Annotated in this window: 12 protein-coding genes; 5 read left to right on the plus strand and 7 right to left on the minus strand. The window is 70.2% G+C overall.

All coding sequences use genetic code 11. The features are described 5' to 3' along the window. Positions 1 to 123 precede the first annotated feature (123 nt). From BLR68_RS14180 to BLR68_RS14195, 4 genes are read left to right on the plus strand one after another with little or no spacing between them, the layout of a single operon-like run. On the plus strand, positions 124 to 849 hold the full coding sequence (locus BLR68_RS14180; protein ID WP_143015766.1) for a hypothetical protein: 726 nt from the start codon (positions 124 to 126) through the stop codon (positions 847 to 849). 1 nt (position 850) lies between these two features. Beyond that, positions 851 to 1618, plus strand: coding sequence for a hypothetical protein (locus tag BLR68_RS14185; RefSeq protein ID WP_018185731.1), 768 nt, complete (start codon positions 851 to 853; stop codon positions 1616 to 1618). Then, positions 1618 to 2202: a hypothetical protein gene (locus tag BLR68_RS14190; protein WP_018185732.1), complete on the plus strand. Its 585-nt coding sequence runs from the start codon at positions 1618 to 1620 to the stop codon at positions 2200 to 2202. Before BLR68_RS14185 ends, BLR68_RS14190 begins: the two co-directional genes overlap by 1 nt. Further along, positions 2199 to 2429: a helix-turn-helix domain-containing protein gene (locus BLR68_RS14195; RefSeq protein WP_018185733.1), complete on the plus strand. Its 231-nt coding sequence runs from the start codon at positions 2199 to 2201 to the stop codon at positions 2427 to 2429. The genes BLR68_RS14190 and BLR68_RS14195 overlap by 4 nt, the downstream gene beginning before the upstream one ends. Positions 2430 to 2830: 401 nt before the next feature. On the opposite strand, the gene BLR68_RS14200 is transcribed toward BLR68_RS14195, so the two are convergent. The 3 genes from BLR68_RS14200 to BLR68_RS14210 all read right to left on the minus strand — a co-directional run bounded on the left by BLR68_RS14200 (position 2831) and on the right by BLR68_RS14210 (position 5525). Next, a complete protein-coding gene (locus BLR68_RS14200) occupies positions 2831 to 3736 on the minus strand; it encodes an endonuclease domain-containing protein (RefSeq protein WP_018185734.1) in 906 nt (301 codons plus the stop codon). 91 nt (positions 3737 to 3827) lie between these two features. Next, entirely contained in the window at positions 3828 to 5297 is a 1470-nt protein-coding gene (cls, locus tag BLR68_RS14205) for a cardiolipin synthase (RefSeq protein ID WP_018185735.1), read from the minus strand. Between the two features lie 27 nt (positions 5298 to 5324). Further along, positions 5325 to 5525, minus strand: a complete 201-nt coding sequence (locus tag BLR68_RS14210) for a hypothetical protein (protein ID WP_018185736.1) — start codon at positions 5523 to 5525, stop codon at positions 5325 to 5327. Between the two features lie 129 nt (positions 5526 to 5654). Here BLR68_RS14210 and BLR68_RS14215 point away from each other — a divergent pair, with 129 nt between their 5' ends. Next, entirely contained in the window at positions 5655 to 6749 is a 1095-nt protein-coding gene (locus tag BLR68_RS14215) for a DUF4192 family protein (RefSeq protein ID WP_018185737.1), read from the plus strand. A 34-nt stretch (positions 6750 to 6783) separates the two neighbouring features. Here BLR68_RS14215 and BLR68_RS14220 read toward each other — a convergent pair whose 3' ends face one another. The 4 genes from BLR68_RS14220 to BLR68_RS14235 all read right to left on the minus strand — a co-directional run bounded on the left by BLR68_RS14220 (position 6784) and on the right by BLR68_RS14235 (position 11781). After that, positions 6784 to 8790, minus strand: a complete 2007-nt coding sequence (locus BLR68_RS14220) for a hypothetical protein (RefSeq protein WP_018185738.1) — start codon at positions 8788 to 8790, stop codon at positions 6784 to 6786. Between the two features lie 101 nt (positions 8791 to 8891). Continuing rightward, positions 8892 to 9959 (minus strand): glycoside hydrolase family 130 protein, encoded by a 1068-nt coding sequence (locus tag BLR68_RS14225; RefSeq protein WP_018185739.1) that lies wholly within the window; start codon positions 9957 to 9959, stop codon positions 8892 to 8894. A gap of 2 nt (positions 9960 to 9961) precedes the next feature. Beyond that, on the minus strand, positions 9962 to 10801 hold the full coding sequence (locus BLR68_RS14230; protein WP_018185740.1) for a carbohydrate ABC transporter permease: 840 nt from the start codon (positions 10799 to 10801) through the stop codon (positions 9962 to 9964). Then, on the minus strand, positions 10798 to 11781 hold the full coding sequence (locus BLR68_RS14235) for a carbohydrate ABC transporter permease (protein ID WP_018185741.1): 984 nt from the start codon (positions 11779 to 11781) through the stop codon (positions 10798 to 10800). Before BLR68_RS14235 ends, BLR68_RS14230 begins: the two co-directional genes overlap by 4 nt.

Consider the following 11781-nt stretch of genomic DNA (forward strand, 5'->3'; position numbering starts at 1 on the left):
TATGCCCGTGTTCGCCGTGGGCATACGGGATGCCGGGGCTTGCGGCCGCGGCATCCGTGGGCATAACGTTTGTCGATAACAACGAATGTCGTTATGGGGGCGGGAATGGTTTCTGGGACGGACATGTCGAGCGTGATGTTGTGGGGCACCATCGGGCTCGCGATCGTCGCGGCGATCGTCGGGCTGATGGTGTGGGATGCGCGGCGCCGGAAGTCTCCGTCGGTCCTGCTCGACGTGATCGCTGCGATGGCCCGCGTGTGGGTAGCGATCGTGGTGCTCGGGATCGTCGTGACGATCATCCGCTGGGTGTCCGGCGGCCCTTACGACCTGGCTGAGATGCCTGTCTCGCTCAGGTGGCCGACCGAGCTCCCGTGCCAGTCGCGCGGCGGCGGGATCACAGGTGAAGGCGCTGTGCTGCACTGCGCCGTCGCCGATTCGGCGAGCGCCACGGTCAGCGGCCTCGACGGCGGCCTGCGTGCGCTGCTCGGCTTCGGGAGCGTCCTCTCTCTGCTCGTCGCGGCGGTCCCAGGAGTAGTCATCGCCGTCCTCGGCCAGCGCGCCCTGACACGAGCGCCGTTCGCCGCTCGCTCCGCGCGGTGGCTGCTCGTCAGCGCGATCGTCGTGCTCGTGGCCGGCACGCTCGGGTCTCTCCTCAATGACGTCGGCTCGTTCCTGATTGCACAATCCGTCCTGGCGGAGCCGATCGCCGACTCGCCTGTGACGGCGCCGAGGGCGTTCAACCTGAACCCACCGGTATGGCCTCTCGGTGTGGCGCTGGGGCTCGGGGCGTTGAGCGTGATCTTCCAGCAGGGCGCGAGGTTGCAGCGCGAGACCGAAGGGTTGGTGTGACATGGGCGGATTCACCTGGATGATCGGCATGGCCGCGATGCTCGTCGTGATCCTGATCGCGGCGATGATCCTCGCGTTCGTCCTTGCTGCGGGTGAGCGTCGACGCGAACAGAAGGACCCGACGTCCTTGGTGCGCGTCACCCAGATCGTGGCTGTCGTGTGGGCCGGAGTGTCGGCCGTCGGCGCACTCGTCACGCTCCTGTTCATCCTCCTCTCGCCGACAGTGTCGATCACCATGCCGATTCAAAGCTTCTGGCCAGAACTGCCCAGCCAGGTCCGTGCCGAGCCGACGGAGGCCACGCGCGTGAGCGGCGGCTTCGATTCCGTGACGCTCGACGTGGCGGGTCTGAACCCTGCCGCACGGATCACCTGGGCGATCAGTCAGGTCGCTGCCTGGCTGGTGCCCGCGTCGATCGCCGCTCTTGTCGCCGTTGCGTGCTCCCACCTCCTGTCTGGCCGCGGATTCGCTCCGGTGGTTGCGCGGATGGCGTCGGTGTCGGCCGTGTGCGTCACTGCCGGCGGCACTCTTGCGCAGGTGTTCGGAGACATCGCGGGAAGCGTGGCGTCGTCGCAGGTATTCGAGGTGACGGGCAGATCCTGGAAAGACATTCCCGGGATCGAAGACCCTTTCGCCGCCTGGGTTCCGCAGGCCAACCTCCTCATCACCTTCCCGTTCTGGCCCATCGCGGCAGGCCTCGGCCTCGCTGCTCTGGCTGCGTTCTTCCGCTACGGCTCCCGCCTCCAGCGGGACGTGACGGGGCTCGTCTGATGGCCGCCGGGACCCGGACCACGGGCGCGTTGGACCTCGTCGTCTACGGCGTCGCCGCCTCCCTCGCGGCATTGGCCGTCGCTGTGTTCCGCATCACCGAGATCCTTGGCCCCGAGGGCCCTGCCGTGACGGTCGGGGCGGATGCGGCATCCGCTGCACTGGGACTCTCGGTGGGGACGACGGTGGATACCGTGAGCGTCCGGGCGCCCGATCTCGGCGTCGGCGGCCGTTCCTGGATGATCGCGGCGGTCCTGCTCGTCGCCGTCGCGAGCGTGGTCGTGGCCGCAGCGCTCATGCGCGTCGCTCTCGCCGTGCGCCGGGGACGCGTGTTCGCCGGGGGCGCCACCCACGCGCTTGCGGTGATCGCCGGAACGCTGACGGCGGCCGTGTTCGCGTGGCCGATCGTCGACGGGATGGGGCGACAGCACGCGATGCAATCCCTCGGCATCCGGTTCGAGACGCTGTCGATGCTCGATCTGCTGCCCCTGCTGCCGATCCTGCTGGTCGCCGTCGCCGCGGCCGTGCTGGCGAGCGCCTTCGCGCAGGGCGAGCGACTGCAGCGCGACACCAAGGGGCTCGTGTGAGTCCGACCGAGGAGGACGAGCTCACCGGCATCCACTGTCGACTCGACGAACTGCTCGCCGAACGCGGGATGACGCTGACGCGCCTCTCCGAGATCGTCGGGGTCTCGGTTGTGAACCTGTCGATCCTCAAGAACGACCGCGCCCGTGCGATCCGGTACTCGACCCTGTCGGCCATCTGCCGCGCCCTCGACTGCGAGGTCGGCGAGCTGCTCGTGCGCGCGGACTGAGCCCGCCGCGCGTCGTGTGGCGTTGCGCGCATCGCGCGGTCGCGCCGAATGGCGACCTCCGCGTCCGTGTACCCGCCATACGGCGCGACTGAACGCACGCCCCGGGATTCACTCGCGCCATGTCGCGACCTCCGCACCCGTCTACCCGCCATACGGCGCGACTGAGCTCGGGCGAGCACACCCGCACCCGCATCTCGCATGCCCGGGCAACCCGCACATTCACTCGCGCCATATGGCGACCTCGAGGCTCGCGCACCCGCCATTCGGCGCGACTGAACACACGCCCCGCGATTCAGTCGCGCCGAACGGTGACCTTCGCGCCCGCGCACCCGCCATTCGGCGCGACCGAACGCCCGCGCCGCGCGACCGACCACGCACCGCCGCGCACCCAGCCGCACACCTCAGGCCAGAGCCCGCCCCAGTCGCGCGAGCAGGTCACGCGGGTCTCCGAACACGTCGCCCTTCGTCACCCGCAGCACCCGCCACCCGGCCTCGACCAGTCGGTCGTAGCGCGCGAGGTCGGCGGCCCACTGCGCCGGATCGGTCAGATGATGCTCGCCCTCGTACTCGAGCGCCACGCGCCGAGCCGGGTACGCGAGATCCACCTGCGCCAACCACATCCCCCGAGCGACGACGTCATGGTTCACGGCCGGAGGCGGGAAACCGGCGTCCACCACGATCAGGCGCAGCCACGTCTCGGGCCGCGACCTCGACCGCACCGAGACCCGCGGCAACGCCTCGCGCAGACGCGCGGCGCCGACACGACGGCCAGCCGCCACCGCCCGCTCGAGCTGCGTCCGCGTCGTGAGCGGCGGCGGATCGGCCGGGTGCATCGGCTCGCGCACAGCGGCATCCGCGGTCGCGACCAGATCGCGCACGTTCCCGAGCGCACCCCCGAGCATCGCCCAGGTCGTCGCGGGCGACGTCACCGGCACCCCGAACAGCGGATGCCGCACCACCCCCACCATCGACGGGTGCACCGCGTGTCCCACCACACCGGCCCCGGCTGGCGCGCGATGCGGCGCGCGCACGGAGACGTGCAGCGGCCCACCCGCGGAAGAGGGAAGCGGCATCCCCCACAATTCCGCGGCCGTCACGTGACTGAAGAAGACGTGCGGGCTCATCGCGCAGGCGTAGGCCGCGACCATCTGCGCAAGGTCGCCGTCGGGAACAGCCGTCGACCGTACGCCGTGGAACGGACGTGTCAGGTCCGCGGCCCGCAGTCGCGACCGGTTCACTCCCGCCGCGCGCGCCTGCGCGACCGAGAACGGCTCCCCGAGCCCGTCGGGGAGGGATCGCGCGCGCATCCCGTCACGGTCGCTGATGCGAAAGGCAAACGGATGCCGCGCCCCGCCCTGTGTGCGCAACGGCGGAAATTCGCCCGCCGGGGAGGAACCCCTACTGCAGCGCCGACGTCAGACGGGCGAGGTTGTCGAGCACGACCGATCGCATAGGCCGCTTCTCCCATTCAGCGATCGTCAGCTCGCGCGACATGCCGCGGTACTGGTCCTCGACCGTGCGGAGCTGCTCGACGAACTCCGCCCCTCGGACGAGCATCGTCACCTCGAGGTTGAGGCCGAACGAGCGCATGTCCATGTTGCTCGACCCGACCACGGCGACCTCGTCGTCGATCGACATCGACTTGGAGTGCAGGATGTAAGGCCGCTTGTACATCCAGATCTTCACACCGGTCGCGAGCAGCTGCTCGTAGTAGCTGCGCTGCGCGTGGTAGACCATCGCCTGATCGCCCTCTTCGGACACGAACAGCTCGACCTCGACGCCGCGGTGGCAGGCGGTCTGGATCGCGAGGAGCAGTCCCTCGTCGGGCACAAAGTACGGGCTGACCATGACGATCTTCTTCTTCGCGCCGAAGATGAGGCTCAGGAACAGCTTCAGGTTGTTCTCGTATTCGAACCCCGGCCCGCTCGGGACGATCTGGCAGTCGAGGTCGCCGGTCCCGGCATCCATCAGGAAGTCGGATTCGACCGCGAACACCTCGCCGGTCTCGCCGTACCAATCCGAGACGAACACGGCCGAGAGGGATGCCACGACCGGCCCGTCGACGCGGACCATCAGGTCGACCCACTGCAGCCCGCGGCGCAGGTTCGTCTTCAGGTTGTAGCTGCGGTCGGTGACGTTCTGCGAACCGACGTAGCCCACGACGCCGTCGATCACGAGCAGCTTGCGGTGGTTGCGCAGGTCGGGCCGCTGGTACTTGCCCTTCAGCGGCTGCACCGGAAGCATCAGGTGCCACTCGGCGCCCATCCGCTCGAGGCGCGCGAGTGTCGCGTGATAGTTCGGCTTCCAGCGGTTCGCCCAGTGGTCGAGCAGCACTCGCACGCTCACGCCGCGGGCGGTCGCCCGCTCGAGGGCGGCGAAGAAGCCGTCGGTCGCGCCGTCGGACTGCAGGATGTAGAACTCGACGTGGACGTAGCGCTCGGCGCGGTCGATCTCGGACGCCATCGTGTCGAGGCTGCCCTGATAGTCGGAGATGATCTGCGCCCCGTTGTCCCCGGCCATGGGGAGAGCGCCGAGCTTGCGGTTCAGGCCGACCAGCTGCGTGAACCACTCGGGGGCGTCGGGGCGGAGCGTGCCGAAGTCGAGACCCTCGCTCGCGGCACGGAAGGCGTCGTTGATCGACTCCTGCTCCTTGCGGCGCTTGCGCGGAAGACGCGGGTTGCCGATGAGGAGGAAGAGGAGGATGCCGAAGACCGGGATGAAGTAGATCGCCAGCAGCCAGGCCATCGCCGCGGTCGGGCGGCGGTTGCGCGGGATGATGAAGACCGCGATGGCGCGCACCGAGATGTCGAACAGGAGGACGAGGACGATCCACCACGTCCACGTCCAGTCGACGCTGATGCTGATCACGAGGCCCCCAGAGAGTGTGGGGTCAGCCTATCGTTTGGCGGATCGACCGGCGGTTTCGTCGCGGGGAGGAAGACCTCGCTTGCTCCGCTCCTCCGCCTCGACCTGCGCGTAGAGCTTTCGCTCGGTGCGGTCCATGCGAAGGATGCTGCGGATCACGAAGGCGAAGAGCCCGGCCACCACGATCGTGGGGATCAGTCCCCAGACGACCGCGCTCCAGACCTCATCCATGTCTCCATCGTAATATGCCGGTGCGGCCGGACGGCGCGGAGCTCCCCTAACCGGGGGCATCCTCGGCGGATCGTCCACAGCCTCGCATCCTCGCGCCCGCGAGGGGTCCCGCCCGACGACCGTGGGGCCATGTCGACCATCGTCACCGCCGCGGATTCCGCGCACTTCCTCGCCCTCGTCCCCCGCCTGCTCGGGTTCACCCCGACCGAGAGCCTCGTCGTCGTCCCGATGACCCGCGGGCGCAGTCTCGGCGCCCTGCGCATCGACCTGCCGCCCCGGGGCGCGCCGCTCGATCCCGTCGCGTCGACCGTCGTCGGCATGATCTGCCGGGTGTCGGATGCCGACGGTTTCACCGCGGTCGTCTACACGGCGGCATCCGCTCGTCACCGACTCCCCCACGGCGACCTGGCCGAGGCGCTCGAACGGGCGGCGGCGACCTGCGGGCTCGGGATTGTCGACGCGCTCACCGTCGCCGGGGACGGCTGGGGCTCGCACTACGACGAGCGGCTCCCGCGCGGCGGCCGCGCGCTCGCAGAACTCGAGCGTCACCTGCCCCGCCTCGACCACGACCAGCACGACGGCGCCGCATTACCGACCGCGGACCCCGCCATCGTCGCGGACGTCGCCGCCGCGCTGCAGTCGCTCGAGTCGGCGCTGGCCGTGCTGTGCGGCATCCCGGCTCTGGCGGATGCCCCGACGCGCATCGATCCGGCGGCGCTCGAGGCTGGCTGCGCGCTCGACGACCTGCCCGCCCTGTTCGAGACCTGCCTGACGTGGGATGCCGCACACCTCGACCCGATGCGGACGGCCGTGCTCGCGTGGTGTCTCGCACGTCCGTCGCTTCGGGACGTCGGGATCGTGCAGTGGGCGACCGACCGGGCCGGAGGGGATGCCGCCCTCGACGCGCAACGCCGGTGGGAGGACGGCGAGGAGTACCCCGCCGACCTGGCGTCGGTCATGTGGGGCGAGAGCCAACGGCCCGACCCGACCCGGCTCGAGGCGGCGCTCGAGCTGGTGCGCCACGTGGCCGCCCGCACTCCCGAGGCCCACCGGGCGGGCCCGCTGGCGACGGCCGCATGGCTCGCCTGGGCGCTCGGACGCTCCACCCACGCCGATCGTCACGCCGCGGCGGCGCTGCGCCTCGAACGCGAGCACGGACTCGGCGAGATCGTGCGATCGTTCGTGGCGCACGCCCACCTGCCCGACTGGGCCTTCCGGCGATGACCGGGCCGCGGCGTCCCACGGCCCGGTCGGATCGTCACCGCTCGACGATCGCGAATCCGCCGGCGGGCAGGGTGAGGACGCCCGTGCGGTCCTTCTTGGCGCGCACTTCGCGCCCGCGGTCGTCGTAGACCGCGAGGTCGCCGGCGCCCACCCTGACCTTCTGCGGCGAGCGCGCCGCCGAGTGCACGAGTTCGGTGCGCGCACCGTCGTCGCCCTCGAGCACGAGGCGGGAGACGAACGGCCGGACGAGGATGCCGTCGACCTGCACCTCGCCGCGCGTCGACACGACGCGCAGCTCGTCACGCGAACCGGGCAGGGCCTTCTGCAGCGTGTGCGGATGCATCGCACCCGGTGTCGGTGAGATCCCCTGCCGAGGACCGGTGAGCTGCAGGCTCCCCAGTCGGGCGCGGTCGCTCGTCCACGTCGACGACGTGCGTTCTCCGACCTCCGACCAGACCACGGGCTCGATCCACCGATCCGTGCCCGCCGTACCGACGTCGAACACCGCGGTCTCACCGCGCGACAGCGTCAGCTTGTCGCCCGACCAGCTCGACTCGCCCGTCCACGACTCCGGCGTCGAGATCTCACCCGTCGTGCGGGCGGCATCCTCCGCCTCGACCCACGTGAGCCCCTCACGGTCGCCGACCTCGGTCAGCGAGAGGGCCTGACGCCGGACGTCCGGGTGGGCGTCGAGCGCGAGCGCGGTGAGCAACCCGTGGATCGTGGACTCCGCACCACTGTTGCGGTTGACGGTGCCGTCCGGCTGCAGACCGTCGTAGGTGACGCCGGTCGCCGGGTCGTACATGCGCTGACCGGCGTGGTTGGCGCCGAAGAACCAGGCGGCCTGCATCGCTGCGAGGTCCTCGAACCCCTCCGACCCGGTCGCGTCGGCGACCCCCAGGAGCGACTGCACCCGCGAGTCGGCGCCGTAGGCGATCTGCACCCGGTCGACCGGGCTCGGGTTCCACCCGTTGTCGGGTCCACCCGCCGTGAGCAGGGTGGTCGTGAAGCTCGTCGCATCCGCGACGGCGGGACGAGCGAGCGCACGGTCCTTCAGGACAATGGATGCCGCGGCCAGCGCCGCCGGCATCTGCGAGCCCCACGCGTGCCAGATCGCCGGAGACTCCGCCCACGGCAGCACGGCTCGGTACGGCCACTCCCGCGTCGACCCGTCCGACATCGCGGCGATGCCCTTCGCGAGCTGGCGGAGCGCCGTCGCCGAGGCCCGGTCGGGACTCGCGGCGACACGCGCCGCCAACCCGAGCACGGCCTCAGCCGAGGCATCCGCCCCGTTCGTGATGAGCCAGGCCGGCACACGCTTGCCGTCCGAGACCGTCCAGGTGCCGTACCTGGACAGGACCTGGCGGTTCAGCGCGCCGAGAGAGAGGTCGAAGCGATCGTCGAGGAAGGCGGCGAAGGCAGGGTCCTCGTCCTTGAACGCGGCGTAGCCCTCGCCGAGCGCCCACAGGGTGCGGGCGAGCCAGTAGCTCGGCCCGCTGTCGGACGGGTCGGGGAGCTCGACGGGCTCGGGAGAGGGATTGAAGGTGCCGTCGGGCTGCATCCAGAGGACGACGTTGCCGGCATCCGGACCATCGGTCGTCTGGAAGTACGCGACCGAGCGGAGCAGTTCGTACGCGGTGTCGCGACTGTCGTCGTCGCCGGTGAGCTCCCAGTGGCGGATGTAGACCACGGCGGCACGGGTGATGTCGTCGGCGTTGTAGGCCCCCTGGCCCCAGTAGCCGGTCTCGGGGTCGAGGGGGCCGCCGCCTACCCGCTCGAACGTTCCGCCGTCCCGGGCATCGGCATAGGTCCAGGGCATGACGAGCGCGGGCTCCTCGGCCTGTCGGTAGGTGCTGTGCCCGTCGACGTCGGCGGGCGGCGTCGCTGCGTCGAGCAGGAAGTCGAGGTGCGCGAGGTTCGTGACGGGAGGGTCGGCGGGCGCCGCGGCAGCGGCGGTGACGCCGAGCGGGACGGTCAGGGCGAGCGCGGCGAGCGCGGTGAGGCCGACGGTCCTCGCACGACGGTGTGCGGAGGTGTTCACGGGGGGGATTCCTTTCGTTGCGGTGCCGAGTGCAGGTCCAGAGTCGGATCGGAGCGCTTCAGGGCGCCCGCTGGCCGACGGGACCTGCACTCGGCACGCGATCAGTCGGTGCGTTCGAGCAGGGCGACGCCGATCTTCGAGTCGGCCATGCCGTAGAACACGAACAGGCGACCGTCGACCTCTTCGATCGCGGTCGGGAAGACGACGTTCGGCACGATGCCGCTCCGCTCGTCGTCTGTCTCCGGTGCCAGCAGCGGCTCCGGAGTGCGGGCGACGACCGTCGAGGGGTCGTCGGCGTCGAGGATGAGCGCCCCGGCGGCGTAGTTGACCTTCTGCTGCTGCGCGAAGGCGCTCTCGAGCACGCCCGTCACACCGTGGTGCAGGACGAGCCAGCCTTCCGGGATGCGGCGCGGCGGCGGTCCCCCGCCGATCTTCAGCGCCTCGAACGGGAACTCCGGGCCGGCGACGAAGCGGTGCTGCTCCCACAGGGTCAGCGCCGCGAGGTCGTCGCGGACGTCGGCGAGGGGGATGTAGCTGATCCAGATCGACTGCCGTTCGTCCTCGACGCCCGCCGGGACGCGGACGCCCTGGCCGGGCTTCGTCTCGCCGAGGTCCCACATGGGGCGGTGGAGGACGGCGAGCGCCTCCCGCCCGTCGGGCGCGGTGACCGGCTCGGGGAAGAACACCGTGTCCTTGTTGTGGAACAGGTTCAGGTCCATGTCGAGGTCGTCCTGGTACCGGAACAGCGCCGGCCCGAGTCGGCGCCACTCGCGCAGGTCGCTCGACACCGCGATCGCCGTGCGCGGGCCGAGGGGCCCGTAGGCGACGTAGGTCATGACGTGCAGTCCGAGCGTCTCGATCCAGGTGACCCGGGGGTCCTCGACGCCGGCGTTGCCGACCCCGCGCTCCCACCCCCGGTCGGGTTCGAGGACGACGCCCTCGCGTTCGACGCGGGTCGGCACCCCGTCCTCCACGACGACGCGGGCCAGGCCCACGCGCGATACGTTGCCGTCGGCCACGAGTCGGGGCAGCAGGTAGAGCTCCCCGTCGGGGCCGCGGCCGGAGCCGGGGTTCAACACCCCCTCGACCTCGTTCGGATCGCCCGCGGCCGGGGTCATCACGACCCCCATGCGGGTGAGTCGGTAGGGCACGTGGGTCTCGGTGGTCATGGTCAACCTTTCACTCCGGATCCGAGGTCGTTGGACGTGAAGTAGCGCTGGAACACGAGGAACAGCACGACGGCGGGGCCGGCCAGCACCACGGCACCGGCCATCATCGCCCCGAACGGGTTCGCGGTGGATGCCGCGATGTTCGAGATGAAGTTCGCGAGAGACACCGCGAGCGGCTGCATCTCGGCATCCTTCGTGATGAGGAACGGCCACAGGAACTCGTTCCACGGCCCGATGAACGTCAGCAGCACGACCGTCAGCAGCGCCGGTCGCACGAGGGGCAGCGCCACGCTCCACAGCAGACGGAACTCGTTCGAGCCGTCGATCCTCGCGGCGTCGAAGAGCTCCTTGGGCAGCTGCAGGAAGTACTGCCGGAAGATCACCACCGCCGTCGAGTTGATGAAGAACGGCAGGATCATGCCGAGGTAGCTGTCGGCCAGGCCGTAATCCCGGGCGATCATGACGTAGAGCGGGATCATCAGCAGCTGGAACGGCACGACCTGCACCAGGAGGGCGAGGGCGAACGTCGCCCCGCGCCCCCGCCAGCGGAGGATCGCCAGGGCGTATCCGGCCAGGACGCCGAAGACGACCGTGCCGAGGATCACCCCGCCGGTGAAGATGCCCGAGTTGGCGAGCCCCTGCAGCAGGTCGATGCGCCCGTTGATGGCGGCGTAGTTGTCGAGCGTCAGATTCGCCGGGTTGGGGAACGCCCCCGCCGGCGTCGGATCGACGTTCGTCTGCAGCGAGCCGACGATCATGTAGAAGAACGGGAACAGGAACGCGAGCGCACCGATCGACAGCGCCGTGTACATCGCGATCTTCGACCCGAGTGCGCGCTTCATCGCTCCTCACCTCCCACGAGCTTGCGCTGCAGGGCAGCGATGGCCAGGACGAACACGATCAGCACGACGCCGATCGCGGCGGCGACGTCGGGGTTCTGCTGCTCGATGCCGCGCTGGTACATGAGCAGCACGGGCGACGTCGAGGCTCCGTTGGGACCGCCGCCACCGGTCAGCAGATACGGCTCGGTGAAGAGGTTCGCCCCGGTGATCGTGGCGAGCAGGACGACGAGCAGCGTCGCCGGCCGAACGCTCGGCACCGTCACCGAGAAGAACTGCCGCATCTTCCCGCCGCCGTCCATCGACACCGATTCGTACAGCTCGCGCGGCACGTTCTGAAGGGCGGCGAGGTAGAGCAGGATGTAGAACCCGAGCCCCTTCCACGTCACGAAGATCGCGATGGTCGGCATCGCGAGCGCCGAGTTCACGAGCCACGACGGGTCGGGCGCAAGCGGCCCGAGCACGTTGTTGACGAGTCCGCCGCGGGCGAAGAGGAAGAGCCAGACCGCGACGACGGCGACGGATGCCGTGACGTACGGCACGTAGTAGCTCACCCGGAAGAAGGTCCGCGCCTTCGTGACGCGGTCGAGCGCTGTCGCCAGCAGGATCGACAGCACGACCGTCAGCGGCACGTTGATGATCAGGAAGATCCCGACGTTGCCGAACGACCGCCAGACCTCGGGGTCGCTGAGCGCCGTGACGTAGTTGTCGAAGCCGACGAACGGCCGGTCGACCACGGCCCCCGGGGCGGCGAAGAAGTAGTCCTGGAACGACATCCAGACGGCGAACACCACCGGGTAGGCGAAGACGACCAGGACGAAGACGATGTAGGGCGCCGAGAAGAGGAGCCCGTGCGGCTGCGCGCCGAGGAGGCGGTGGAGGATGCCGCGGCGAGGCGCGGCATCCTTCCCGTCCTTCCCGGGGGTGGCACCGCGGGTCGCGCCGGGATCGGACCCGGCGCGACCCGGGACGACGGCGGTCAT

Origin of the sequence: Microbacterium sp. 77mftsu3.1 (assembly GCF_900100525.1) — a bacterium.
In the GTDB taxonomy this organism is placed as follows: domain Bacteria; phylum Actinomycetota; class Actinomycetes; order Actinomycetales; family Microbacteriaceae; genus Microbacterium; species Microbacterium aquilitoris.

Excerpts from the sequence above, each read along its gene's own strand:
- BLR68_RS14180 (WP_143015766.1), top strand. The coding sequence starts at position 124 with ATGTCGAGCGTGATGTTGTGGGGCACCATCGGGCTCGCGATCGTCGCG.
- BLR68_RS14185 (WP_018185731.1), top strand. The coding sequence starts at position 851 with ATGGGCGGATTCACCTGGATGATCGGCATGGCCGCGATGCTCGTCGTG.
- BLR68_RS14190 (WP_018185732.1), top strand. The coding sequence starts at position 1,618 with ATGGCCGCCGGGACCCGGACCACGGGCGCGTTGGACCTCGTCGTCTAC.
- BLR68_RS14200 (WP_018185734.1), bottom strand. The coding sequence starts at position 3,736 with ATGCGCGCGCGATCCCTCCCCGACGGGCTCGGGGAGCCGTTCTCGGTC.
- BLR68_RS14210 (WP_018185736.1), bottom strand. The coding sequence starts at position 5,525 with ATGGATGAGGTCTGGAGCGCGGTCGTCTGGGGACTGATCCCCACGATC.
- BLR68_RS14215 (WP_018185737.1), top strand. The coding sequence starts at position 5,655 with ATGTCGACCATCGTCACCGCCGCGGATTCCGCGCACTTCCTCGCCCTC.
- BLR68_RS14225 (WP_018185739.1), bottom strand. The coding sequence starts at position 9,959 with ATGACCACCGAGACCCACGTGCCCTACCGACTCACCCGCATGGGGGTC.
- BLR68_RS14230 (WP_018185740.1), bottom strand. The coding sequence starts at position 10,801 with ATGAAGCGCGCACTCGGGTCGAAGATCGCGATGTACACGGCGCTGTCG.
- BLR68_RS14235 (WP_018185741.1), bottom strand. The coding sequence starts at position 11,781 with ATGACCGCCGTCGTCCCGGGTCGCGCCGGGTCCGATCCCGGCGCGACC.